Source organism: Streptomyces sp. NPDC043680, from assembly GCF_056436685.1.
Genome location: NZ_JBWKCE010000017.1, coordinates 2,541 through 27,423, shown reverse-complemented (window position 1 = coordinate 27,423; position 24,883 = coordinate 2,541). Strand labels below are relative to the sequence as shown.

Genomic DNA, 24,883 nt, shown 5'->3' with positions numbered 1-24,883 from the left:
TGCTTGCGAGACCAGGCAGACGACGCGGGTGGTATGGCTCACGCCCAGCATCCGCGATGCGACGGGCGAGCCGGGGGGAGCCTAAGGTCGCCGTCGGGCGGTACGGGGCTCATTCGCGGCAGGGCCGACGGGCTACGCGTCCGGAGCGCTCAGCGGCGCGGACGTGATGTGTGCCATGGGGGCGCAGCGTATCTGGTAGCGGCCGTTGGGGACATGTTCGACCTCGGCGAGCCGCACGGTGAGCGGCCCGGCCCATTCGTAGCCCTGGTGCTCGCCGTGGCGTTCCAACCGGTCGGTCAGCTCCTGCCCCACGACGGTGAGGTGCGGGCCGATCTCGGCGTACACGGGCGGAGGCAGCTCGACGGTGTACACGTTCGGCACCACGGTGCGGTGGGAGCTGCACACGACGGCCTGCTCGTCGCACGTTCGGAGCAGCGCCTCGATCACATCCGCCTCCACCGCATCACCGCCGAACAGCTTCTCCGCCAGTGCCTGCTCGACCCGCTCTATCGCCCGCTCCCAGCCCTTCAGTGTGCCCATGAACCGCACCTGCCCGGGTTCCGCGACGTCACGCCCCCGGGAGGCAGGTACGTACTCGGGGTATGCCTGCTCAGGGTGGGCCGGTGGCGGGCCTCAGGTGACGGTGACCCGCGGAACGTACGGCTCACCTGCGCCTGCTCCCACAGATCCGCGTCGGAAAAGCGGAGCAGCGCCCGGTCAGCGGCGTGGGTCGGCGGGGCAAGATCTGGGCGGCGGGCAGCCCCCGGCTGGAGCCGGTTTGTCAGACCAGGCTCGCAGCGTCGGAAGCGAAGGGTCGGACCGGCCGGCCCGGGCAGGAAGGGGTGAGGCGATGGGCGAGTCAGGGTGTGCGCAGGGCCGGTGACCGGTGGCGGAGGCGCCGCGTTGTTCGGGCACGATATGGACGAAAGAGATTTCCTCGGCGGGCTCCTGGACACCTTGACCGACACCCGCCTGAAGCTGCTCACCGCGGACGAGACCCGCGCCATCATGATGCTCCTGGGCGCCCTCAACGGCGAGGCCCGCTCCGACGAGGTACGCCAGGCCGCCCGGGAAATGCGCTTCCGACTGAGCTCACCCCTCGCCCTACCTGCAGACTCTCCCAGGCCGGCTCCGGCCTGAGGCCCATCCGCCGCAGACCGGTGCGCGGGCGGCGGCTCTACATGGCGCGGTCCGTGTTGATCCCATCGGTCTATCGCCGCATCGATCGGCGCCCAGGAGCCGGCACCGCCTGGTGGCGACGGCTCGGTGGCGCTTGAGGCGGTTGTTCCCGCACCCGACCGCGTGCCACTGCTTGTAGTCGTCTCTGTCGAACTTCGGCAGCCGGCCGCCGCGCGAACCACGGCCAAGCCGGATGCGCACAGGGTCCGCCGGGGCCGGGATCGTGGCCTTGATCCCGCGTCTGCGCGGGTAGGAGCGGTTGCTGCGGGAGTCGTACCTTTGGCGGCCCGCACCCGGTCCCGGCGCTTGAGCGGCTACGCAGGCAGAGCCGGGGCACCCCGAGCGGCTCCTTCTGGAGGTCCCCCTTTCGCCGCTCCGGCGGCGTGCTGGTGGGTCCGGCAGACGGTGGAATCGACGTTCACGTCCCAGGTGATCAACCCCTCCTCTCCTCCGCAGGGGCTGCCTCCCGCGTCAGAGCACCACCGGCGAGCCGGTCGTCGAAGCTGCACGGGCGCGGGCGGCCGCGGGTCCACGATGGGGGCGGTGACCGAGCGGACCGAGCACCCGGGCAAGACCCTCGGTCGGCCCGACGAGGGCTGACTTGGCCATCGCCTGGAGGACGAAGTCCGAGCCGGGACACGCCGGTTGAGGCACGACCCGCTACTGGTGATCCGCCCGCCGTCGCCCATGTGCCAGGCAGCGGCCTGGGCGGCCAGGAACACCGAGGGTCGATGCCGCACGGTCGCCGAACGGTCCGCTCTACTGCCTCCGCCGCGGCCTGCGGATGTGTGAGTGTCCCGTCGCGTACCGCACCTCGACGGGCGGGCCGGTTCCCGCTGGACGGCCGCCTGGTCAGGAACCGCATCCATGACCGCGTCCCCGACCGGCGAGGTATGCGGCGTACCGCTGCAGAGCAGCGGGGGCGGAGAGGCAAACGGCGGGTCCTTCCCGAACGGCATGCGCCCGGTCGCCGGGCCGCCACACCGCACGACCTTCACCGCCCCCCGCCGACCGCTCCGCGACTCGCCGAGGTGAACCTGCCCCATGCCGCCCGCACGGAGCCGCGAACCGCAAATCCGGTAGGGGCCGACGGCTGCCGGATCACCGGCCTGTGACTGCTCCACGACTGCGCGCACTGCAATCGCCTACAGGCGACCCTGGAGGCGGTGCCCACCCCCTGGCGGCCCGGCGACCGGCCTCCAGTCCATCCCTGACGACCGGAAGGCCAGCGGACGAGGAGCCGAGCAAGAACGGGCCGCGCGCCCCGCGGCGGCGTGCCCCGTTCAGCGCAGTGATGCCTTCGGGGGCCGTTCGCGCAGGGTCCCGTAGGCGAGGAAGTAGGCCGGTAGCCGGTTCAGCCACGGCGAGTCGGTGATGAGTCCGGTCAGCCTTTCGACCCGCCGGGGATGGCCGAAGGCGACCCGGCCAGACAGCAGCGGCCCGATGACCTGGGTGTGGGCCAGGCGTTGGAGGCCCTGGGTCGCCACGGTCGTGGGCAGGCGGCGGCGCTGCACGCGGCGTACGTCCCGCAACCCCACGGCGCCCTGTCCCAACGGCCCCACGAGGTGGCGGGCGGCGGCGACCGCGTCCTGGACGGCGAGGTTGATGCCGATCCCGAAGACCGGTGACATGGCGTGGGCTGCGTCACCGATGCACAACAGCCCCGGGCGGTGCCAGCGGCGCAGCCGGTCCAGGCGTACGTCGAGCAGCTTGACCTCGTCCCAGGAGGCGACGGCATCGGCCCGGTCGGCCAGCCAAGGAACGGCCTCCGTGAACCGGGCCCTGAATCGTTCCAGGCCCTCGGCGCGGAGCACTGCATCGGATCCCTTGGGAATCAGCGTCGCGCACTGCCAGTAGTCGCCGCGGTCGATGAGCGCGATGAGCAGCCCGTTCCCGAGGCCTCCCACGAGTCCGGCGGGGTCGTCCTTGCGGCGCGGCAGCCGGAACCACCAGGCGTCCATGGGGCAGGGGAAGTGTTCCAGCCCGAGTTCGGGCAGCGCCCTGGCCAGCGAACCACGTCCGTCGCAGGCCACGGTCAGCGAGGCCCTGAGCTCGCCGGTGGCGCCGTCCGCGGTGCGGTAGCGCACGCCCGTGACCCTTCCGCGCTCGATCAGGAAGGACGTCGCCTCGGTGTTCATACGCAGGTGGAAGCCTGGCTCCCGGCGTGCTTCGTCAGCGAGCAGGTCGAGCAGGTCCCACTGCGGCACCATCGCGATGTAGTTGTACTTTCCGTGCAGCGCCCCGATGTTGCCGACCGTGACGAGGGAGCCGTCCTGCCCGATGGGCAGCTGAACCGAGGTCACCCGGCGCTGCGGCAGTCGGGCGAACCGTCCGGCGAGGCCGATGTCGTCCAGCAGCGACAGGGTGGACGGGTGCACGGTGTCGCCGCGGAAGTCGCGCAGGAAGTCGCCGTGCTTCTCCAGTACGGTCACCTCGATCCCGGCCCGGGCCAGCAGCAGGGCCAGTACCATCCCGGCGGGCCCTCCTCCCACCACACAGCAGGCCGTTCGCTCCACGGCAACCACTCCCTTCGCCGGCATCGGGATGCCCCCAGGACGTATACCGCACCCGCGGCGGCGGGGACGGCAACGGCGCCGATGCCCCCGGACCCGCACCCCCGTACCCCGTACCGCCGCACGGGATCGCGCCGAAGGACGCACGGAGGCGCGGGGGCGAGCAGACGGTACGGGGCTGGGGGCCCGGGGCCGCCGGAGAGCCCCGACGAGCGGCACGGGGCCGGCCACCCTGGTGGCCACAGGTCTACCGAGGTCGTACGCGGACCGTGCCGCCCTGCCTGGCCGGGGGTACAGCCCCCGATGGGCCGGAAGATCCCGCCGGGAATGACCACCGGACGGTCGAAAGCTGATGTTCACCTTCTGCGGAGAAGAACTGTAGAAGGCGTCGGGCAGCGTAACCGTCGCCTTCTCGTAAGAACCGCTGGTGCCCGCCTTGTTCATGCGGTCGTGCAGCTCGTAGGGCGTGCCGTCCTCGGCCGTGGCCTCCACGATCAGCTGGCGGAAACCGAAGCCGCTCGCCCCGCCGCTGACCACGTCGCTGCACACCCACAACGACAAACTTGGGCGAGTACCGCGTCCTCGATGTAGTCGGAGGCGGCGTGCCGGCCGGAGCGGGACAGCGCCGGTTACGGCGGTCCTGCCGATCCTCTTGCCCGTGCCCGCGATGCCGATGGACAGGAGGGCGAACGGTGCCGGCCGCGGGGGTTCGAAGCAGAAGTCCGCTCCCACGTAGGGGATCCCGCAGGCCATCGCGTGTGCCGCGTACGCCATCCGCTCGGGGCCTCCGCACCGGCTCGTCGGACAGGTCGAGGACGAGATCGGCACCGCAGGCGGACACGGCGTCCGCGATGCTGCCGGTGAGCAGCGGGACTCCGAAGTCCGGTGTCCCCCGCAGCTTCTCGTTCCCGCCGACGAGCAAGGCACCCGCCACCTGGCAGGGCAACGTGCGCAGCGTTTCCCGGACCACATCGGAGTAGTACTCACCGTCGACCAAGGCCAGCACCCGCTTTCCCACCAGCGATGACGCCAGTCTGCCGATCACGTGACCTCCTCCTGGGGACCGGCCCGCAGTCAGGCAGGCAGGCGTACGCGGGCCTGTCGACGCCGTGCCCCACGACCGGAGACGCACAGCGTGGCGTGGCCGCCCGCAATCGGCCCAGGACCGTGACCCGAACGCGGCGTGTCTTTCGACGAACCCGCCGGCATCGGGTGGGCCGGCCTATTCGTTTGACCTGGCAACGTTCGACGCTGGACTTCGCGTGGCGCCGCGGGCGAGCCCGTCGTGGACGTCGACGACCTGTTCCTCGGCGAACACGGCGGCCACCCGCTGACCGCCCGGGACGGCACGGCGGATTGCGTCCCGACGCGCCGGGCGCCTGACCTGTCCCTGGACGTGAGCGACCTGGGCTCGGTCTACCTCGGCGGCTCGGCGCGGCTGGATGTACCGGGCAGGGAGTCTGCCCGTCCTCGGGGCGCCCTTGGCGGACAGCCCGGTCGCGCCGACCCGGAGGAGGTACGCCGGCTGCTGGGCCGAGGGCGTGCCCGCAGGGTGTCCACCGCCGGTCCAGGCACTCCCTCGGAGCGCTGTAATGGCCGGGCCCCGGCAGGGTGAAGGGGTGGCCTTCGACCTGCGTGTGGTCGTCAATCCGCCGGACACTCCGGGCGGTGCCGCGTCCGGTGCGCCGGAGAGATCCTCGGTCGCGCCTTCCGCCCCACCGACTTGCTGGAGTTCCTGCGGTCGGCCGGCCCAGGGGCCGCGAAGTCTTACGAGGCACTGACGGACTGCTCCGAGTCGTGTGCTCGTCAGTCCTGGCGGTCGGATCCCGGGGGCATGGCCGGGTCCGCCGCACACGCCGCCCCCGACAGTTCCCGCACGGAAGGCCGCCGGGCCCCGGGTGTCGGGGGCGGCACCTCGAAGGCGTAGCAGCCCGCCACCGACCGCTCGTACACGGAGATGAAGGCCCGCGGCGGTCCCTGACCCTGCACTTCCGCGACGACGGTGACGGCCCCGCCTTGCCGCGTCACCGCGACGAGGCCCCTGGCGTGTTTCGACGGAGGGAAGACGTGGGCGATCTCCGTGTCGGTCAGGCTGCCGTCGGCCGCTGCCCCGCCCAGCCGATCGCGGAACAGCTCGACGTTCCCCCGCAGGTTCTTCCGTGCCTGGGCCTCGTCACGCGCCGACTGTGTCTCCAACCAGATCCACACCCCGACGACGGTCGCGAGCAACAAACCCAAGAGGGTCAGACATCCGTTGAGCAGGCAACCGCCCGCCGTACCCGTCCGGACCTGTGATCGCCTCGCCATGGGCACAGCCTGCAGTACAGGTACACGACGAGCCAATCCGCTGCTCCCCATCGTGACCGAAGTGCGTCGTCACCGGCGAAGCACCTTGTGAGACACCACGTTGCCGCACCTCATCGGCACGTCCCTCGAACTTCCCGGAGCAACAGCGGCGATGCAGTCGAGGATTCCAATGCGCTGAAGGTCCCTCACCAAGAGTCAATGGGTCCACATACTCAAGACCTTCCTGCCCGCGGTTCCATCGCCGCGGCCGCCCAGTCACTGGCGCTGTCCGCTGGTGCCGTGTCCCAGCAGTTGTCCGCGCTGCGGCACGACGTGGGAATCGATGTGCCGCGCCCCGACAGGCGCACCGTGGCACTGACGGAGGCGGGCCGGGTGCTCCTCACACGCCGACCGGATCCCCGCTGCAGTGGAGGACGCTGAGAGCGCTTTCGCGGCGGTCAAGGGCGCGGTCGGCGCCACCGCCACGCGCGCCGCGTTGCCATCGACCGGCGCCGGGATCGTGGCGCCTGCGCTGACCACACCGGGCTCACACCACCCGCAGCTCGCGGTGACCTGTCTCGTCACCGACCAGACGCAACTACGGGAGCTCACCCTCGGCGCCGTCGATGTGGTCCTTGGGCAGCGGTACCGCCACGTGCCCGATACCGCACCCCGGGGTATCAAGCGACGCTGCTCGTCGTCACCGCCGCCGACCAGCCGACGGGCGGCCCGTCGCCCTGCGGGACCTCGCCGTGCCACCGCCGGCCACGGACTGCGGGCGGGCGATCCTGCACGCCTGCCACCAGGCGGCCGTCGAGGCGGATTTCGCGGGCGTCGATCCCCGCCCTGGCGCTGGCAGGCGCGGGCGGCGTCGTGCTCGGCGTCCCGGTTCCCCGTCAATGCGGGGTGGGAAGGGAGGAAGGCCTTCCACCCCCGCGGAGGTGAGGTGGTTCCGGTCGGGTTCCACCAAGACCGTCGTACGGAGCTCGGTCCAGGGGCCCACAGAGATGGTCGAGTGCCCCTCCGCGACAGAAGCCCGAACTCACCCCCCTTGCGGGGCGGATCCGCCGTCCTGGCAGGGCGTCCGGGCGCCGTCGGCCTCCGAGCCGGCCTCGACGCGGAAGACGAGGTCCGTGGTGGACCCCGGTCCCAGGGACTGCCCGTAGATCTCCCTGAGTTCGCTGGGGGACATGAAGACGACGGTGACCTGCCGGAAGTGCCCCTCATCGCCCTGGGTGAAGCAGCCCTCCAGATCGGGATCGGCGTGGAGGGACGCAGGAGTGTGGAGCTGCCAGCCGTCGACGGCGGCCGCCTTGCGATAGTGGGCCATGACGTCCTGCGGGGTGCCGGGGTAGGTGTAGAGGCGCCCCGCCGACAGCCAGGCGTCGCCGCTGTCGTCAGTGCACTCGGAGTACGCGGCGCCGTCGCCCTCGGTTGCCTTCGCGCCGGGTGGTGCGGAGGCCAACAGCGGCAGGGACGCCAGCTCCCGCAGTCGGCCTTCTGTACCGTCGCAGGTGGTGAACGGGGACAGAGCGGAACAGCTGCTCACTCCTCCCGCGACGAGGGTGGTGGAGAGCATCAGGGCGGCCGCACGGAGGGGGCGGATCCGGAACAGCACGAGGGCTCCTTGGCGGGGCTGGGTGAGGCGGATGGAGTCAGAGGGGACGGGATCCGGCCCCGGGAACGCGGGGAACCGGTCCCCCGACGGAGGGTAGGCACCCACCGAGCGGTGCAGCAGCGATCCCCTCTCGTGGTCCCCGTCCCAAGCCGCTGACCCGCAGGGGGGCATACTCTGCTGCGCCACGACACCGGTGTGCGGGACCTGTCCGACCGAGGGCCCGTTAGCGGTCCGTCAGTCTATGCAGAACTCGTTGCCCTCGATGTCCAGCATCGGGATGCACGAATCGTTGCCGTCATACAGCGTTCGTACGTGTACCGCCCCGAGCGGGACCAGTCGTGCGCACTCGGCCTCAAGTGCGGCGAGGCGCTCTTCACCCACGAGTCCGGTGCCGACCCGCACATCGAGGTGCAGCCGGTTCTTGGCGGCCTTCCCTTCGGGGACGCGCTGAAAGTACAGTCGCGGGCCCACGCCTGAAGGGTCAACGCAGGCAAACCATGCGTCCTGCTGCTCAGGGGGCTGCGAGCGCTTGAAATCGTCCCAAGTGGCAAACCCCTCCGGTGGCGGCGGCACGACATACCCCAACACGTCACACCAGAAACGAGCGAGGCGCTCGGGCTCTGCGCAGTCAAAAGTGACTTGGAACTTCTTGATCGACGTCATCAGGCCACCGTATTGATGCGTGCTGCTCAGCGAAACCCCGGAGTGTCGCGGTAGGACTGCTCTCACCAGTCCCCGCCAGCCGCCAACAGCGGCGCATCGAGGCACGTCGACCGGGTGCATGGTGAGGCTGCACCGATGGCACGCGCTCAGGTGCGCGGGGCAGAGCAGGGTCGCGTGAGACTTCGGTAGACCAGGTGGAGTGTTGCTGACGTAGATGAGGTCAACGTTGCCGCGGACGGCCGGCACAGGGTGTTGCCGCGTACTGTGAGTGACCACAGCTCTGGACAGGGAAAGCGCGGTTTCTGGGGGCTGTCAGGGCAAGTCGGAGATGTTGGTGCCGGGTGGTAGCAGGAGCCCTTCGGGCGCTGTCTGGCGGCCGAAGCGTGGCGGGTGGGTGAACGTCGCGGTACGGGAGAAATCGACAGTGCCACCGGTGAAACGGGCGGGCGGGACTGTCACGTGGAGGCTCTGGAGGTGGTGCTCGCCGAAGTCCATGACGGTGCCGGTGAAGCTGGAGCCGGCGAAGTCGACGAGACCGTCGGAGAACTCCGCGTCCTCGAAGCGAACTTCTCCTGCTCTGAAGGCGGCATCCCGAAAGTTCGCACGAGCGCCGGTGAAGCGGGCACTGTCGAAGGTGACCCAACCTCCGCTGAAAACGGCGCGGTCGAAGCGGACGGAGCCACTACGGAACTCGGCGAGGCGGAAGTAGACGCAACTCCCACTGGCGAATTCAGCCTCGTCGAAGACCACCTGGTCTCTATCGTGGCCGACGAAGAGCGCCTTGACGAAGATGATGTCGCCGCCGGTGAAGCGGGCGCCGCGGAAGTACGCCTCGTCGAGCACGGCGCCGCTGAAGTCGAGATCGTACCCCTGCCAGGATTCGGGTGAGTCGTCTCGCAGATGGGCGGCGATGAGCCGGAGTACGGTCTTGCGTATCTCACGTTCGCGTTGCCAGGCAACGAAAGCCGGCTCGTCGGCTGGAGGATCCGGCGCATGGGGCATCCTCAGGTAGCCGCATAGCACGTCGATGCAGGTCTGACGCTCCTGGCGCCATTCGTCTGCGAGGCGGGCCATGGCATATGCACCCGCCATCCGAGCCGCTGGTTGATCCGCCCCGAGCTGATCGGCCGCGGCCCCGAACCGGTCGGTGAAGGCCCTACCGTGCTCGCGCTCCTCACTCACCTCATTGAGCTGCTGACGCCGGTAGCCGACGACCAGAGCCACCACACCGCCGGCTCCGGCGACGATCGCCAGTGCGATCTTGATGCCGTCGTAGATGTCTCCGGGCTTCAGCGGTCCGGCCACGTGCAGCCGGGGCGTACCCAGAAGCAGCCAGAGCGCTGCCGCGACGATGCCGACTGAGAAGGCGGCCAGCAACACCACAACAGCGACGTGCAGGCTCAACGACCAACGCATCACGCTTCGAGGATCTGACGCTGAACGCTCGCCCCTGGCCGCCACACCGTCAGCCTAGAAGCGGCATCAAGATCAAGGAATGGCATCGGAAGGAAAATGCCGCCAGAGCGACAACCAGTCCGCCCAGTCGCCCCCGAGTCCCCCGGAACAGCTGCTCCGCTCATGGCCATTCCGCTCAACGCGGGTGACAACCAGAAGGCGGCTGGCCTTGATCTGGACGCTGCCGTCAAGATCGACCGTGTCGGTGGCGTTCCACCCCAGCGGTGTGGTGTTTTGCCGCCCGTGAGCGGGAGGGCCCAGGCCGTGAGCGGGGTGGCGCCGGTGGTGACGTGGCCCGGAGGGATCTGCGTCCATGTATCGGCCTCGGAACGCCGCCAGGAGAAGGACGCCTTGTCGTACTTGGCATCGTCCGCTTCAGTCGGCAGCGGTAGCCGGCGGGCGGTGCGCGCGCCGGCACCGGGCTGAACGAAACCGCCCGGACCCGCGTGGAAGGTGTACGGACCGGCTCAGACGTATGGTCCGCCTTGTCGACGGCTCGGACCTCAGGGGTGTGGGTGCCGCCCTTCTTCGGTTGTTGTTGGCACGGTCAACGGTGTTGCGCCTTCTTGTGCCGGTCCTCGTCGAAGCCTGATGGCCGCGTTCGAAGCGGACTCCGCGCGGACGAGCGAGACGAGTTGGGCGCCGTTGACAGTCAGCCAGCACGCCTGGACGGACTTCCTGGTCGTCGATGAACTCCGCGACGGCCTTCGGCAAGTTGGCGCCGTAGAGCTTGGCAAAGGTCATGATGGCCGTGCCTGCGCGGCGTGTTCGCGGTCCTCGGCGTTGTAGATGTCCCGGGCCCCTGCATGGAGTAGCTGCGGCGCCGGGGTGTCCGGCACAGCATCCCGGAGAAGGCCGACAGCCGGGCCGCCCGCCTGCGCAAGGGCTCACGCGGCGGGCGGCTACCAGGCTTGGACAGGACCGGCACAAGAAGCGCAAACCGTTGAACGGGCCATCAAAGCTGAAGAACGCGCGGGCCCTGGCGACCCGCCATGACGAGCGCGGCTATGAGTTCCTTGACACCATCACCGCCGCCACCGTGGTCTCTGGCTTCGCACATGGTCGGGCGGACAGCTCAAGGGCGGCGGCCGTCGCGCGTCGCCGGCAGGCGAGGCAGATGGCGTCCAGCCGGTCCGGCACCGAAGGTCGCATGCACCTCAACCACCATCGGGGCGTTCACCAGCCCCCGACCGATCCGCTCGGACGGCACCCACGCCACCACCGACCACCCTGATCGGGCCCCGCAGCTCCTCCTCGGCCGCCGCCACGCACGATCAGGGGGTCCAGTTGCCCAGCCAGTCGGAGACCTCCTGGGATGCGGCCTGGGGGTCCGTCAGGTGGGGCCGGTCGATGCCCTTCGGGCCGGCGCCTGGACCGGTGTTCATGTACTCGGCGAAGCGGTCGTCCTTCCAGGAGAAGCCGCCCATGTCGGTCCAGGGCGTGCGCTTGATAGCGGCACTGAGGGTGGAGTTGCGGACGGTGGTCTGGGGGTCGACCGTCTTGTCGCCGCCGGGATGCCAGTTACGGCCGAGGTGGAAGGAGGACTCGGCCACGTCACCGTTGACTGTGGAGCGGTTGATGAGGATGCCGTTGCGGCCGGCCGGGGTGCTCGGGGCGGTGATGTATCCGGCCGAGGTGCCGTTCCAGCGCTTCTTGAGGGTGATGACCGACTGGTCGATCACCGCGGTGGCACGGCCGAAGATGAAGTCGACGTTGCCGACGATGTAGGAGTTGGTGACGTAGACGCGACCGGGCTTGTCGCTCGCCGCGGTCTCCATCTCCAGGGTGTCCTGGTCGCCGGTGATGATGACGCCGTCCAGCACGATCTTGTCCGCGGTCGTGAGCAGGGCGACTGCCTGGTGATCCTTCAGGGACTGGTTCGCGGCCTCGTCGAAGTCGTTGGAGACGGTGAGGTTGCGGAGCCCGGAGTCGTCCGACCGGAGGGCGACCGTGGCGCTGCCCGGAGTGCCGTACGTACCCGAACCGTCCGGCCTCCGCATGCCGGCCGCGTTGCCGTACACGATCACCGTGTCCTTGCGGCTCGCGCCCGAGCCCTGGATGGTGAGGTGCGGCTTGTTCGCCGGAACGTTCAGCGTCTCGCGGTACGTGCCGGGCTTGACCGAGATGACCACGCGGGAGGGGTTGCCGACGGGTACGGCGTCCACCGCGGCCTGGACCGTCTTGTACTGGCCGCTGCCGTCCTTGGCGACGGTGAGGGTCCTGGTGGCGGCAGCGGCGGTCGGGGCCGCCGTGCCCAGGGAACGCCTGGGCCCCGCGTCGGACTTCACCTTGGAGGGGACGTCGGCGGCCGGGTCGAGGGTGTAGCGGTAGTACGTGGTGGGGTCGAACTCCGTGCCGCCGCTCTCGTTGCGGCCGGTGGTGTCCACGAAGACGTTTCCGCGCTGTACGAGGGAGGCGGTGCTGTCCTTGGTGACCGGGTTGTTGACGCCCTCGAAGTAGCTGTTCTCCAGCACCATCTTCGTCCCGCCGCGCGCGTAGTTGCCGTAGGAGGAGGTGATGGACGAGCCCGGGTCGTCCTGCAGGAAGTTGTTGTAGAGGTGTGCGTGCGCCACGTTGTCGGTGGACGGGTTGCGCTGCTCGGTCTCGTGGAACCAGTTGTGGTGGATCGTGATGTCGGCGGTGACGTGGTCGGTCCAGCCGATGCCGAAGGCCTTGTTGTCGTTCTTCAGCTGGTTCCAGGACACCGTCAGGTAGGTGGTGTCCTTGCGGCTGTCGATCAGCCCGTCGGCCATGTTCCGCAGGTTGTTGTGGTCGATCCACACGTGGTGGGCGCCGTCCATCTGGATGGCGTCCCAGTCGTGGTCCTTGTCGTTCCACGTGCCGGCGTAGGAGTCACGGATCGTCAGGTTCCTGATGATCACGTTGTGGACGCCCTGGCCCAGGAAGAAGCCACCGCCGACGATCTGTCCCGAGGTGCCTGCGCCCACGATGGTCTTGTTCGAGGCGACCCTGATCTCGTTGCCCTTGGGGGACATGGCGATCGTGCCCGCCACGACGATGACGTACGGCTTGGAGGCGGTCGCGTACTTCTCCAGGTCGGCAAGGGTCTTCACGGTGACGATCGCGCCGTCCCGCCCGCCGTAGGTGCCGTTCTGTCCCAGCGCGTTGACGGAGGCGAAGCCGTCCGCGACCTCACGGGCCCACGCGGTGTCCGCGGTGGCAGCTCCTGCCTCCGGCCGGGCGTCCTCGCCGAACACTCCGAAGGCCCCGCCGTACGACATGCCCACCGCGGTGGCCGTTGCCAACGGGATGCCGACGCTGAGGCCGAGCCTGCGCCTGCGGTGCCGCGCCTTGTGCTGAGTGGTGTCCATTTTCACTGTCCTCGGGGATGGCTGGGGGTGTACACCAGCCAGTTGCCACCGCAGGCGAAAAGGTTGCCGCATGTCTGTGGTGGGGGCCAACCCCTTCGGGTCCTGTATCAAGCGGACCAGGTCATCAAGTGCGATCGCACCTGTGATCGCACCAAACCCGCTAGGGCAACCTCAGCCAAGCAGCAGCAGCCGGGCAGCCCGCCCCGAAAGCCTGGATTGTCCCACCTGTTGGGTTCGGGTGCATGCCAAGTTGTGTGCCGAAAGCGGGGCCGACACGAGGGATTTCCGCGCGCACGGAACCAGCCCCGCGGCAGGCGGCGGGCGCCCGTTCCGGCCGTCAGCCGGCTGCCGCGGGCGAGGGCCCGGCGGGTGAGCTGATGGCCGGCATGGGCCGATCGCCAACGAATCCGTTTCTGCCGCCAGGGTCTCCGCGTACGGAGGGTCACTTTCCGTCGGTGATGTAGTAGTCGTTCTTGAGGTACTCCAGGGTGTAACTGCCCAGATCTTCCTCGGAGAAGGTGGCGGAGGACCTGACCGCTTCGAGCGGCATCTCGATCTTGTCGAGGGTACGCACGGTGACGCGCTGCGGATCGACGGTCGCGGCCTGCAGGGCCTTCTTCTGCTCGGGTGAGATCATCTGGAACACGACTACGTACGTCGATGTGCACGGACCGAATCCCTGGTCCTCTGCCTTTTTCGCGCCGGGCCCGGCCACTTCGCAGACCGTGTCGATGTCCTCACGCCCGAGGCCGTGGAGGTACTGCTCGTACCGCTGGATCGCGCGCTCCTTCGTCTTGGGCGCAGGCTGGTTACCCGTGACCGCGGCCGACGGCTTCTCGGTTCCGGCGGACGCGGACGGCGTGCCCGACGGCGCCTTCGCCGGTGTGGACGCGGATGGCTGCGAAGGCTTCCCGTCAGCCTTCTCCTTCGCTTTATCCGGACTGCACCCGCACACCACCAGCGCCACGCATGCCGATACCGCCACGCTCACCATCGTCCGCGTTCCCATCAGATCCCTCCACCAGCCGACTGCCCATCAAGAGCTCACGCAGGATCCGGCGGAACGGTTCCCGATCCGCGACACGCGACCCGCGCCACGCCCCACGGACCGCCCAACCGCAGGGGTCGACACCCGTGTGACGGCCTTCGCAGACGTTCCGCCAGCCGGCCGCCATCACCGTACGGACCGGGTCGACACCCAAACGGCCAAACAGCCGGCCGGGAGCACGGCTCGGCGAACGGCCGAACTCGACCGGCAGGTGGAGGGTTCCGCATCCGCGACGATGCTCGCCTGCTGGGCAGCGTCTCCTTCGACGGCCTGCGCACGGCCCACCCGTACGCCCTGATTCTCGGCGAGCTGCTGGTGCACGGAGACCGCGCGCGGCGCCAACACGGGGGGTTCACTCCGCGCCGTACCAGCACAGGGCATCCGGAGACAGCGGCAGCCACTCCGCAGGGTCCTGGTCCGCCTTCGACCGGTTCGAGCGGGCCGTGACCGCTACATCGACTCGTCTCTGATCAAGAGTCCTGGCACTCTGCCCCTCCTACATGCAGAGCCCATCGACCAGACGCGACGTCTCCTCCGCAGCCGCTTTCCGCGCCACAACGGAGGCAAGCTGGTCTGGAAGGTCGACGGCCCATGCGCTGCGCGTAGGGCGTGATCTTCGAGCCGTCTGGTGTCGACCACTCCTCTGCCGCGGCGGGGTGCTGTGCCGGTGCTCTCCGCAAGCGACTGCATCCTTTGGACTACTGTGTTTTCGGCCCCGAGGGGGATGATCTTGCGGCACCGCCGCGAGAGGGTTGATCCGTGCGAACAACCATTGGATACACCGTCGAAAGCATCGGCTACGTCGTAGGAGCCCAGGGGCTTGTCAGCTTCGCTTCGCAGACCTTCTTCGGCACGGAGTGGGGCTGGATGCACAGGGTCGTCGACCTTCCGTCCACCGCATACCTCGGCATCGTCTTTGTGGGGATGGCGCTCATCGTCGGCGGGGCGAAGACGCGGAAGGTGCCCGAGCGGGCGGCCCGTTCCGCGGCGGCGGCCGGGACCAGCAGGCGCCTGCCGTGAACGGTCAGCCTGGCATGACGGTGGGACACGAAGACCTCCGTGCGGTGAGCTCCTAGTGCTGTGGCCGGGAAGGTTTGCCGGGTCGCGTTGTCCGGTGCGGTGCATCGCAAGGCGGAGGCCCGCGGCTCGTACTGGACGTACTTGCGCGGTCCGACAACGCAGCGAGGTGCCGTGCCGGGCGGCGCGACCCGGTGGACCTTTCCGGTCACAGCACTAGACAGCTCCCACCGCACCGGAGGTCTTCGCCATGTTCCAGACTTCACCACTGTCAACGGCGCTGGTGGGCAAGACACCTAACCGGCGGGACGGTGCCCGCGCTGGCGGCGACGACTACCTTGCGGATCTCGGGGCTCGTCTCGCGTTTCTTGTCGGACATGGCGGCGGACTGTGTGATGGAGACCGTCGCCGCGCTGCTTGGAGTCACGGAGGGTCGTGTGGTGCGTCGTGCGGGCGAGACATGCCCGCTCGGCGTGCCATGGGGGTGGCAGTGGCAGAGCGGGTGCTTTCCGGGCGCTATCGACTCGTGGAGCTGCTCGGAGCCGGCGGGATGGGGGTGGTCTGGCGGGCCGAGAACCTGGTTCTGCATCGCGAGGTCGCGGTGAAGACGGTGGCCGGTCCTGGTGTCACCGATGATGCGGCGGCGCGGTTGGAGCGTGAGGCGCGGGCTGCGGCCGGACTGTCCGACAGCCCTCATGTGGTCACCGTGCACGACTTCGGTCGGGACGGCGACACCCTCTTCATCGTGATGGCCCTGGCCGCCGGGCGACCGCTCGACCGGGTGCTCTCGGCCGACGGCTTACCCCCGGTGGTGCGTGCCGTGGAGTGGACCCGCCAGGTGTGCGTCGCGCTGGAGGCAGCCCACGAGTGGGGCATCGTGCACCGGGACATCAAGCCGGCCAACGTGATGGTCGCTGCGGACGGTGTCGTGCGGGTACTCGACTTCGGCATCGCGTGGTTTCATCCCGCGCTCGGCCTCGACCGGCTCAGCCAGGCCGGAGGTGTGCTGGGCAGCGCGCCGTGGATGTCGCCGGAGCAGGCCGCGCGGCGAGGAGCTCGGCCCTGCCTCGGACCTGTACTCGGTGGGCTGCTTGCTCTATCAGTTGCTGGCCGGGGCGCCTCCGTTCGGCAACCGGGACGCGCTGGCGCAGATCGTCGCCCATGCGACGGAGACTCCAGATCGGCCGTCCAGCCACCGTCGGGAGCTGCCGGCCGACCTTGACCATTTGGTAATGGAGCTACTCTCCAAGTCCCCGGGGAACCGTCCGGCCTCGGCTGCCGAGACGGCAGCGCGCCTGGGCGCTGTGCTGCACCGCCTGGGAGGCGCGGAGACCGTCGGCCGCCCGGGGATCCCCCCACAGCAGCCCGCCCTCCAGCGGCGCGGAGAGCCGCAAGAAGACCGGCGAAGCGGTCGGCCTGTCCGGCGGCGCACGGTCCTGCTCGGATTCCTGGGCGTGGTCTCCGTGTCGACGACCGTGGTGTCAGTGCCGAAGCTGCTGCCGGAGGCGACGACGGTGAGAACGGCCAGCGGGCGAACAAGGGCGCACCCGGCATGCTCAAGCCGCTGTGGAAGCGCCCCTTCAACCCCGGCGTCAGGCCGGAACTGTCCGGCCCCGTTATCGTCGTGCCGGAGAAGGACGAGCCCGTGGCGTACGACCGCCGCACTGGGGAGCAGCTCTGGCGGGGATCGGAGGGCATCCGCGAAACGGCACCCTTCTCCGACGACACGTTGTACGCCACGGACAGTACGGGCGGCGCGCTCCAGGCGCTGAACCCGCGCACCGGCACCGCCCGATGGACCTACGACCCGCCCGGCCAGCGCGTCACCAGTGGCACCTTCGTCATTCCGGAACCGGCGGCCGTGTACGTCGGACAAGCCCAGTACGTATCCGCCTTGCACCACGCGGACGGCTCGGTCCTCTGGCGCTACGAACTCCCGGCGGACATCTCCACCGTTGCCGCCCTTGGCAAGGCCCCGGGCACCGTGCTCGCCCGCAGCAGGGAGCGCGCCTGGATTGCCATCGCGGACGTGGACGGGAAGCAGCTGTGGACCTGGGAGTGGGACAACAACGCCCTGTCGCGTCAGTACGTCGGCGCAGCCGCCGGCCGACTCTTCTTCGAAGGTCGCCAGGGCCTGGACGTGCTCGACGCGTCCAGCGGCCGGCCCATCGGCACCTATGAGGAGCTCGACAGCCAGGTCCGCGTGGCTCCCGAGCACAAGCTGTTCCTGCGGGACGGGAACGACACCGTGGACGCCTGGTCCGCGACAGACGGCAGACGTCTGTGGTCCGTTTCCGACGCGGGCTTCCCCCTCGTTTTCGGCGACACCGTCGTGATGTCCAAGTCCACATCGGACGGAAAATCGGCCGGCGTCCTGGCCGTGGACATCCACAACGGGAAGCAGCGCTGGCTGCACGGCGACCTGTTTCTCGTCACCGCGTCCCTCACCGTCGCCGCGGGCCGGGAGGACCAGCTGATCCTCCAGGCCGACATCGAGGGCGTCGGCCTGGTCCACGTCGACGTGAAGACCGGGCACCGAGGACCGGTGCGCGTCCTGCCCGAGAAGGGGCTCCTCACAGCCCGCTGCGTCGACGACACCGTCTACGCACTGTGCGCGGACCGCCCGCCGCACAAGGGGGGCCCGGACGACAAAGGCTCAGAGCCACGCCTCTACGCGGTGCCCCTTTCCTCGATGAAATGAACCACCCGTTCCAGGACCGACGCCGCAGGTGTGGGTTCCGGGTCCGCCTGGCCGGTGCCGGGCCCTGCTTCGTTGATTCGACGGCGAGCCTGCGTGCTTGCGCCGGCGTTCAGGGCGATCGGTGAACGGCCCCATATGAAGATCGCCCGGAGCTCGCCGCGCTGGCTGAAGAAGATCCGGCGGGCCAGACGGTGGCGGGCCTCGGCCAATGAAGTGAAGCAGGTGCAGGGTCTTGAAGAATCTCCTGTAGTGGGCGAAGGCATCGCCCATCCGGTCGGGCGCCCGTCCGGAGAAAGCATGCGAAGCCGATGATGCGCACCTCACCGAGGAGGTCAGCGAGCCGGTCCCGCGGCAGCCGGGTCAGCGTCGTGATCCCCCGCAGCGCCACCCGGTTGTCCACCAGCCCCACCACCGGCCGTCGAACAGCGCCCGTGGCTCACTCCACCGACGCCCACACCGGCGCGCCGCCAGGAACGCGCACCTCCTGCTCGGCCTCACCGAAAGTCCGCTTCCGCGCCGCGTACCAGGCCGACTCGGCCGCGAACCGCACCACCGCACCCGGCACCACCGCCAGATCCTCGGTTGGGGTCATCGCAGCGGGCGCGGGGAGCAAACTTGTTGACGTGCCACTTCGGGTAGGCAGCAGGCCGTTCTGAAGCACTGCGGTCATCTCCCGTTGAGAGAACGCTTCTCCCACGCATTCACATCGACCATCGTCGGTTCGGGCCATTTCGGTCGGCGGCCGGCAGATCCGGAATCCTCTCGGGCGGATGCCCGGTAGTACAGGACAGCAGGTACGCCCGGGGGCACGCCGGGTGCCCAGCGCTTCGGCCTCGGGCGCGTAGCACCGACGCTGCACCGGCAGGGCTGCGCTGCAGATAACGTCGACGGGTGAGCGGCGGGCGCTGAGCGCGGATCGTCCCGCTGACCTCCGGACAGAACGGTCGAACGTGGGCTCATCGCCAGCGAGCCAGTCCAGGCCATCGTGCGAGCTCAACCAAGGAACGCGCGGTCATGCCCGTAGGTGTGGGGAGCAGGCTTGCTGAACTGGACATTACGTGTGGCCGGGCCATCCCCAGCTCGCTCGTCGAGGGTTCGGTCGTCGTGTGCACCCTGCCGCCGCGGTCGGCGAGCAGGCGGCCGAGCTCGGCAACCGTGGTCGGTTTGCCGACCGCGTTCGGGCCGTCGACCGAGACGAACAGACCGGGGTGCGCGTGCCCGTTCACGCGGCGACTGCCATGCGATTGCGGAGCCAGTACGTCGCGCAGATCGGTGGGCAGGGTTCGGGTGGTCTGCGACAGCCTCGCGCACATGGGATCGGGGTCGGCAGCCAGTTGGGTCGGGTGCGCGTGGTTGGAGGTTCCCGGGGCTGCTGCCTTCCTGGCCGCATCAGGAGACCGGGAATCCGTGGAGTCGCTGGGACACCAGGGCCGTCGGCCACGTCACCAACTGCGTAGCCGCCGGCGGTCGATCGTTTGGAGGTCGGTTCGTGCAGGTTGGTTGGCGTGCTTGCGACGCAAGATTTGGCTCGCCCTCAGGGCAGGCTCAGCGCCGTGAGGTAGACGCCGACCACCCCGAGGCCCACCAGGAGCAGGAGGGTCAGCACCGTGCGCACGGTGCCCCGGCCCGCTTCTACGGGGACTGCTCGTTCCGGGCTCGACGGGAGATAGCGGAGTCGCATCTGCGCGCCCAGTGACCGCCGCCGGTCGGTGTCGATGTCGAGCCGGTACTCGCGCCCGTCGGCCGCACGGAAGCCCACGATGGCGTGCTGGAGGCCCGCCCGGCCCTGGTCTCCCGGGAGCACGTAGGCGTCCAGCACCCTGCCCTGGGCAGGTAGCCCTTCGTCGAACGTCTTGCGGACGAACAGCCACCGCCCGTAGGTCCGCACCGCGAGCGCGACGGACACCGACATGGCGAGGAGCCCGGCAGAACCCAGCAGCAGCCGGTGGCCTTCCTCGCGCAAGAATTCCATGGCGCCCTTCCACGTCAACCTACCGCCGGGCCACCGTCGTGGCGGCCGGACGAAATCTACCGGCTCTTGCTGCCGCAAGCACCGCGCAACGTCACCCGCCAATCGTCTACCCGCGGTGCGGGGGCCGCGCGCTCCTCGTGTCTCTGCCGCGCATGGCGAAGCCGAAGTACTACAGCGCCCTGTCACAGAGTGGACGGCCGCGGAGCGGGATGGCGCCTTGGTCGGTGCCGTGCCCGGCGGCACCGAGGACCCCTTCTTCCGCCGGCCCCTCTGGCTTCAGACCCGCTGCGCGGGGCGGATCCTCTGGGCTTACAACGAGGAACACATCGAAGCCCTCGCCGACCACGTGGGCGCCCAGCTGCGCGAGCGGCACACCTCCCCGACGAGGTCGATGTTCGCCCGGCTGCCGGTCTGGATGAAGTCCGCGGATCGCCGTGACGAGGTGCCGGCCGGCCTCGCCATCCTCTCGGAAGGCTTGCCCAGCTCTCCGCCCCCCCCCCGCCGACCGCTCCGATGCGGCGTACGAACGCGGCGACCGCCCGCGCCACCACGGCAGTCTGCTCTTCCGCGGCGGCCCGTACTAGAGCAGTTCCCCGGACCCTCGCAGCCCTGCCCGCGAGGGGCGTGTTCGGAGCCGAAACCGTCGGACTCGGGTACCGCCTCTTGTCCGCGGACAAGAGGCGGCTCGCGGCTTTGGCCTTTCGACTGCAGCAGTACCGTCTCGCGCCCTGCTCCGCGCAGGTCTCGACCAGCTGGGGAGGGCCGTGTCGGACTACATCAGAATGGTCAAACGTCAGATGTTCGGGCGCACGAAGCCGCCCCTCCTCCCCAAGCGAGTCCTTCTCACGGCCGCCCCCGTGAGGCCAGAACCGTCGATGCGTAAGCCTGATCCTTGAGAAGCCGGGCACCGAGATCGTCCTCGGTCCCTCCGGGTGATCGTTTGGTATCAGCTCGATCTTGTCAGCTGCTCCACTCAATCGGCCGTGCTGTCTCGCGCCGTCAGCCGTCGGCGCGTCCAGCTGATGAAGTCATCGTGCGGGCTGACCAACTGCACGTTGTCCAGCAGAGATTCGACCTCCTCCCTCGGAGCGTCATCGACCCGAAGGAGGATCTCCACTCTCGTAAGCGGCACGAGTCGCACAACTGGCAGCGCTGGGTGGCGGCACTCCTGCAGGAGATTGCCTCGGTCGAGGAGGTGGACGATCTGCGGGATGGCCTCGTCGCGCAGGACTGTCGCAAGAGCCTCCGCGCAACTGGGGCCGTTGTCCTCACGCAGGGCCCAGCGCTCTCGGAACGCCACCGCGGACTCCGGATTATGCGCTGCGTGAGGCGGCGGGATCACGTTGCCGGCCAGCACCGCGGGGCCGAAAGCGATGAGCCGACTCCGTCGTCGTCGGCGATGTGGCCGCCGACAGCTTCACCATCGGGGTGGTCTCGACGGGCAACCGGCTCCACCAGCCCCTTCGCCGTCCGTCTCAACTCCCTTCCCTTCGCGTGCTGTCGCATCGGATCTGGTCTGCTAGCCTCCCCATACTTCGAGTTTCGCCGAACAACGAACTTCGGGCCCTGGGCGCCTTGACCCACGTGCTCCACACCCAAAGGAGCCCTGATGACCAGTCCTTCTTCCTCCGCACCTTCGTCCGGGAACACTTCCTTGACGAAGAGGCCCGCGTCCGGCCGCCCTCGGCCGCGACTCCGCCGACGTGATCCCCCCAACCGCACCCTGCGATACGCCGCCCTGGCCCTCCTGACGCTCCCGGGCCCGGACGACACCTGCTCGCATGCCGCAAACCGGACGGCGGCTACGGCAACCGGCCCGGCTCCCCGTCCGACACCTTCGCGACCTTCCGCGCGATCGGCGCCCTGATCGCCCTCGGCCTGCGCCCGCCGCACTCAGACGAGACCGTCCTCTGGCTGCGCGGCCTGCCGACGGAGGCTTCTCACGCACGCCCGGCACCCCGTCGGAGACCACCGACGAGGGATTCAACGCATACAAGCACTGCACATGCTCGAAACATGCTCGAAGGGAAACTCAACCGCTCCTGGGCGGTGATGATGACATGACCACCACCTCACCCCTCTCCTCCTCGACCGGCCCGACGCCAGGGCAGGCCCCGGCCGCCCGCTCGTCGCGGACCGTCGCTTTCCTCGCGTTCGCCACGATGTTCGTCATCGGGACGGACACCTTCCTCGTCGCCCCTCTCCTGCCGACCCTGACCCACGCCTTCGACGTATCCCCCGACATCTCGGGCTGGATGGTCGGCGCCTACGCCCTCGGCTACGCCGTGTTCGCCCTGATCGCCGGGCCGATCTCGGACGGGCGGGACCGGCGCACGGTGCTGCTGACCGGGATGACCGGATTCATCGTCATGACTGCGCTGTGCGGGTTCGCTCAGAACTTCTGGACGATGATCCTCTTCCGGTTCCTCGCCGGCGTGAGCGCCGCGTTCGTCTCGCCGCAGATCTGGGCGTCCATCCCGGTGCTGGTGAGGCCCCAGGAGATCGTCCGGACCATGGGCTTCGCCACCGCGGGGCTGTCCATCGCCCAGTTCGCGGGCATCCCGCTCGGCAGTTGGCTTGCCGCCGTCTCCTGGCACCTGCCCTTCTGGGCCATCGGCGGCCTCTCCGTGGCGCTGTGGCTGCTCCTTGGCCGCCTCTTCCCGTCGGTTCCCGGGCGGCCCGGCGCCGGCAGCGGGGCAAAGGCCTTCCTCGGCACGTACAAGACGGTGCTGGGCACCGGCCGGCTGCGCTGGTACCTGCTGGGCTACCTCGTCTTCCAGACCGGCAACTTCGAGGCGATCTCCTTCTTCGGCTCCTGGTTCACCAAGGACTTCGGGCTGAACGTCGCCTCCGTCGGCACCGCGATGACGGCGGTGGGCGCGGGCAACGTGATCGGCTCCCTCTTCGGCAGCCGTCTGGTCGGCCGTCTGGGCCTGTACCGGTCCTTGCTGACCGGCGTGCTGACCATGGCCGTCCTGTACTCTCTGGTCCCGCTCGCCCGAACCTGCCGGTCGCGCTGACGCTGCTGGCACTGGTGATGACGACCGGCGGGTGCGTCTTCCCGGTCTTCATGAGCATCCTGCAGTCGCAGACCGAGACCGCCCGCGGCACCGTCTCCTCCCTCTCCAACTCCGCGATGTACGTGGGCACCACCGTCGGCGGCGCCGTCGGAGGCATACTCCTCAGCAATGTCACAGGGTTCTGGGGCGTGGCCGGGTTCACCGTCGCCGCCTACCTGCTCTCGCTCTTCGTGTACGCGGCATCCGGCGCCTTCGGCAAGCATGAGGCGGGCACGTGAGCACCGCCCTCCTCTTCCACCGTTACCGGGAACCCGGGGTCCTGTACCCGGCCGAGCTGCCCGACCCCGTGGCCGAGCCCGGTCAGGTGGTCATCCGGTACACCACGATCGGAGTCAACCCGATCGAACATGATCGGTACCGCCCCGTTCCAGCTGCCCGTGGTCGCCCGGTACCGGTTGGAGCGGACCGGCGAGGCACTTCGCACTCCCTGCGGGGGGGGCTTGACGGGAAGATCGTGCTCGTATCCGGCGGGTCAGCCCGCCACCAGGGCCCCGACAGCCGTGTACCCGACATCGCGGCTCTGGTCGACGGGTCCGAGGGTCCGTCACCTCTCCTCCTATTTCATTCTTCTATAATCGTCGAACGTTGAATCGGCCGGGAGCGACCATGCAGGGAAGGCGCGGTCCCGGTGCCCACCACGCGAAGAAGGTCGCTCATGCGCAGCCCGCTCCATCATCCTGATCGGTCTGAGTTCTCCCTGGACCGGGTGCTGCACGCGCTCAGCGATCCCATCCGCCGGGACATCGCGCGCGTGATGCACCTGGAGGGCTCCCGCTCCTGCGGCCAGCTCGTCTACCCGATCGCCAAGTCCACGCTCTCGCACCACCTGAAGGTGCTGCGCGAGTCCGGTGTGATGCACACCGAGGTCCGGGGCACGACCCGGATCATCACCCTGCGGCGCGATGACCTTGAGGCCCGGTTCCCCGGGCTGCTCGACGCCACGCAGATCACCAGCCCCGCACCCGATCCGGAACCGGGCGGGGCGGGCGCGGCGTCCGCCTGAGGGAGCTCCTGGCCCGCTCACGATCCCCTCAAAAGATCTGGACATCGAACCGGAGGCGGTCGACGCCGTATTCGCCCCGGGGTAGCGCGTGCGGGGGGCGCGCCGGGCCTTGTCCGTGTCGGTGAGTAGGCCCTCGTCCCGGCCGCGGCGAGGGATGCCGTCCAACACCCGCTGCCCGGCGTCGGGCTGAACGAGCCGGCCCCTGAACTAGACCGTGTCAGCGCACCGTCCAGTCGGGATCTCCGAGGCTTCTTGGAATTCATCGACATCTGTCACAACCCATATGACGACGTCGGCCTACAAGACCACGACCAGGTCTTGTAGGCCGACGTCGCGTAAGGCCCCAGCAGTTCTACGGTGGCCTGCCGCCCGGCTAGCGACGGAACGTGTCCTTGGTGTCTTCCTTGACCTGTCGCGCCTTGCCCTTGACCTGGTCAGCGCGTCCTTCGGCGGTCATGCGCTCGTTGCCGACGACGCGGCCGACAGTTTCCTTCGCCTTGCCCTTGACCTGCTCGGCGTGTGCCTTGGTCTTCTGCTCACCCGACATGGGGACCTCCTCGTGATGTAGCCGGATTGGTCGTGCCCGCTCTCCTGCTCGCACGCGCCGCCCGCAAACCTCGCCCGGGCGGGCCACCACCTCGCCCCTCCTCACGCTGCAGGGCGCGTTCTCCTGCCCGCCAGCAGGCATAAGAAACGAGTAAGAATCGAATGCATGGGCGGGGAATGGTCGGGCACAAGGTGCTTTGGAGGTTGATAACTATGGTTCCCCTGCTTCTTGTTCTGCTTCTCGCCCTGATCCTCTTCGGCGCCGGTTTTGCGGTGAAGATCCTCTGGTGGGTCGCCCTCATCGTTCTGGTCCTGTGGCTCATCGGCTTTGTCGCCCGTCCCAAGGGCAGCAGCGGCCGCTGGTACCGCTGGTAGCCGCACAACGACAATCCAGTGGTGACATGGCATGGCGGTGGCGGGGGCCCCCCCAAGTGTATGGCGGGCCCCCACCCCCCCAGCCACCAGTAGAA

At 69.2% G+C, this 24,883-nt stretch carries 20 protein-coding genes and 5 pseudogenes; 11 read left to right on the top strand and 14 right to left on the bottom strand.

What is annotated here, in order from left to right; all coding sequences use genetic code 11:
• Positions 1 to 132 precede the first annotated feature (132 nt).
• Positions 133 to 540 (bottom strand): DUF3662 domain-containing protein, encoded by a 408-nt coding sequence (locus tag AC0666_RS26765; RefSeq protein ID WP_478708430.1) that lies wholly within the window; start codon positions 538 to 540, stop codon positions 133 to 135.
• A 378-nt stretch (positions 541 to 918) separates the two neighbouring features.
• Here AC0666_RS26765 and AC0666_RS26760 point away from each other — a divergent pair, with 378 nt between their 5' ends.
• On the top strand, positions 919 to 1,140 hold the full coding sequence (locus AC0666_RS26760) for a hypothetical protein (protein WP_478708429.1): 222 nt from the start codon (positions 919 to 921) through the stop codon (positions 1,138 to 1,140).
• A 1,322-nt stretch (positions 1,141 to 2,462) separates the two neighbouring features.
• Here AC0666_RS26760 and AC0666_RS26755 read toward each other — a convergent pair.
• Positions 2,463 to 3,695, bottom strand: a complete 1,233-nt coding sequence (locus AC0666_RS26755) for an FAD-dependent oxidoreductase (RefSeq protein ID WP_478708428.1) — start codon at positions 3,693 to 3,695, stop codon at positions 2,463 to 2,465.
• A gap of 1,243 nt (positions 3,696 to 4,938) precedes the next feature.
• Here AC0666_RS26755 and AC0666_RS26750 point away from each other — a divergent pair.
• Positions 4,939 to 5,127, top strand: a pseudogene (locus AC0666_RS26750) (sterol carrier protein domain-containing protein); the annotation flags it as partial.
• A gap of 371 nt (positions 5,128 to 5,498) precedes the next feature.
• On the opposite strand, the gene AC0666_RS26745 reads toward AC0666_RS26750, so the two are convergent.
• Positions 5,499 to 5,924: a hypothetical protein gene (locus tag AC0666_RS26745; protein ID WP_468964180.1), complete on the bottom strand. Its 426-nt coding sequence runs from the start codon at positions 5,922 to 5,924 to the stop codon at positions 5,499 to 5,501.
• 273 nt (positions 5,925 to 6,197) lie between these two features.
• Between AC0666_RS26745 and AC0666_RS26740 the strand changes: the two genes are divergently transcribed.
• On the top strand, positions 6,198 to 6,419 hold the full coding sequence (locus AC0666_RS26740; RefSeq protein WP_468964178.1) for a LysR family transcriptional regulator: 222 nt from the start codon (positions 6,198 to 6,200) through the stop codon (positions 6,417 to 6,419).
• Positions 6,420 to 7,020: 601 nt separating this feature from the next.
• Here AC0666_RS26740 and AC0666_RS26735 read toward each other — a convergent pair.
• The 7 genes and pseudogenes from AC0666_RS26735 to AC0666_RS26705 form a co-directional block, all read right to left on the bottom strand.
• A complete protein-coding gene (locus tag AC0666_RS26735; protein WP_478708427.1) occupies positions 7,021 to 7,596 on the bottom strand; it encodes a hypothetical protein in 576 nt (191 codons plus the stop codon).
• Between the two features lie 234 nt (positions 7,597 to 7,830).
• On the bottom strand, positions 7,831 to 8,259 hold the full coding sequence (locus AC0666_RS26730) for a VOC family protein (protein WP_468587310.1): 429 nt from the start codon (positions 8,257 to 8,259) through the stop codon (positions 7,831 to 7,833).
• Positions 8,260 to 8,571: 312 nt separating this feature from the next.
• Complete coding sequence (locus tag AC0666_RS26725; RefSeq protein ID WP_468964329.1) at positions 8,572 to 9,675, bottom strand: pentapeptide repeat-containing protein; 1,104 nt, start codon at positions 9,673 to 9,675, stop codon at positions 8,572 to 8,574.
• Between the two features lie 204 nt (positions 9,676 to 9,879).
• Positions 9,880 to 10,246, bottom strand: a pseudogene (locus AC0666_RS26720) (hypothetical protein); the annotation flags it as partial.
• A gap of 742 nt (positions 10,247 to 10,988) precedes the next feature.
• A complete protein-coding gene (locus AC0666_RS26715; RefSeq protein WP_478708426.1) occupies positions 10,989 to 13,046 on the bottom strand; it encodes a pectinesterase family protein in 2,058 nt (685 codons plus the stop codon).
• A gap of 442 nt (positions 13,047 to 13,488) precedes the next feature.
• Entirely contained in the window at positions 13,489 to 14,055 is a 567-nt protein-coding gene (locus tag AC0666_RS26710; protein WP_478708425.1) for a hypothetical protein, read from the bottom strand.
• A gap of 394 nt (positions 14,056 to 14,449) precedes the next feature.
• Positions 14,450 to 14,548 (bottom strand): annotated as a pseudogene (locus tag AC0666_RS26705) (HNH endonuclease); the annotation flags it as partial.
• A 305-nt stretch (positions 14,549 to 14,853) separates the two neighbouring features.
• On the opposite strand from AC0666_RS26705, the gene AC0666_RS26700 reads away from it, so the two are divergent.
• The 4 genes and pseudogenes from AC0666_RS26700 to AC0666_RS26685 all read left to right on the top strand — a co-directional run bounded on the left by AC0666_RS26700 (position 14,854) and on the right by AC0666_RS26685 (position 17,812).
• A complete protein-coding gene (locus tag AC0666_RS26700) occupies positions 14,854 to 15,114 on the top strand; it encodes a hypothetical protein (protein ID WP_478708424.1) in 261 nt (86 codons plus the stop codon).
• Positions 15,115 to 15,361: 247 nt separating this feature from the next.
• A pseudogene (locus tag AC0666_RS26695) lies at positions 15,362 to 16,144 on the top strand (serine/threonine-protein kinase); the annotation flags it as partial.
• A pseudogene (locus AC0666_RS26690) lies at positions 16,035 to 16,322 on the top strand (hypothetical protein); the annotation flags it as partial. The pseudogenes AC0666_RS26695 and AC0666_RS26690, both read left to right, overlap by 110 nt.
• A gap of 341 nt (positions 16,323 to 16,663) precedes the next feature.
• On the top strand, positions 16,664 to 17,812 hold the full coding sequence (locus AC0666_RS26685; RefSeq protein WP_478708423.1) for an outer membrane protein assembly factor BamB family protein: 1,149 nt from the start codon (positions 16,664 to 16,666) through the stop codon (positions 17,810 to 17,812).
• 436 nt (positions 17,813 to 18,248) lie between these two features.
• Here AC0666_RS26685 and AC0666_RS26680 read toward each other — a convergent pair whose 3' ends face one another.
• From AC0666_RS26680 to AC0666_RS26670, 3 genes are all read right to left on the bottom strand, one after another.
• Positions 18,249 to 18,404 carry a hypothetical protein gene (locus AC0666_RS26680; protein WP_468964164.1) on the bottom strand — a complete coding sequence of 52 codons (156 nt, stop codon included), beginning with the start codon at positions 18,402 to 18,404 and terminating at the stop codon, positions 18,249 to 18,251.
• A 942-nt stretch (positions 18,405 to 19,346) separates the two neighbouring features.
• Positions 19,347 to 19,784 (bottom strand): DUF3592 domain-containing protein, encoded by a 438-nt coding sequence (locus AC0666_RS26675; protein WP_468964162.1) that lies wholly within the window; start codon positions 19,782 to 19,784, stop codon positions 19,347 to 19,349.
• 973 nt (positions 19,785 to 20,757) lie between these two features.
• The gene (locus tag AC0666_RS26670; protein WP_478708422.1) at positions 20,758 to 21,141 is read right to left on the bottom strand and encodes a hypothetical protein; all 384 of its coding nucleotides are present in this window, start codon (positions 21,139 to 21,141) and stop codon (positions 20,758 to 20,760) included.
• Positions 21,142 to 21,844: 703 nt separating this feature from the next.
• Here AC0666_RS26670 and AC0666_RS26665 point away from each other — a divergent pair.
• From AC0666_RS26665 to AC0666_RS26655, 3 genes are all read left to right on the top strand, one after another.
• Positions 21,845 to 22,804 carry an MFS transporter gene (locus tag AC0666_RS26665; protein ID WP_478708421.1) on the top strand — a complete coding sequence of 320 codons (960 nt, stop codon included), beginning with the start codon at positions 21,845 to 21,847 and terminating at the stop codon, positions 22,802 to 22,804.
• A gap of 17 nt (positions 22,805 to 22,821) precedes the next feature.
• Positions 22,822 to 23,082 (top strand): hypothetical protein, encoded by a 261-nt coding sequence (locus tag AC0666_RS26660; RefSeq protein ID WP_478708420.1) that lies wholly within the window; start codon positions 22,822 to 22,824, stop codon positions 23,080 to 23,082.
• Between the two features lie 437 nt (positions 23,083 to 23,519).
• The gene (locus AC0666_RS26655) at positions 23,520 to 23,867 is read left to right on the top strand and encodes an ArsR/SmtB family transcription factor (protein ID WP_468964154.1); all 348 of its coding nucleotides are present in this window, start codon (positions 23,520 to 23,522) and stop codon (positions 23,865 to 23,867) included.
• 373 nt (positions 23,868 to 24,240) lie between these two features.
• Here AC0666_RS26655 and AC0666_RS26650 read toward each other — a convergent pair whose 3' ends face one another.
• The gene (locus AC0666_RS26650) at positions 24,241 to 24,414 is read right to left on the bottom strand and encodes a CsbD family protein (RefSeq protein ID WP_468964152.1); all 174 of its coding nucleotides are present in this window, start codon (positions 24,412 to 24,414) and stop codon (positions 24,241 to 24,243) included.
• A 212-nt stretch (positions 24,415 to 24,626) separates the two neighbouring features.
• Here AC0666_RS26650 and AC0666_RS26645 point away from each other — a divergent pair, with 212 nt between their 5' ends.
• Entirely contained in the window at positions 24,627 to 24,788 is a 162-nt protein-coding gene (locus AC0666_RS26645) for a hydrophobic protein (protein WP_468578644.1), read from the top strand.
• Positions 24,789 to 24,883: the final 95 nt, after the last annotated feature.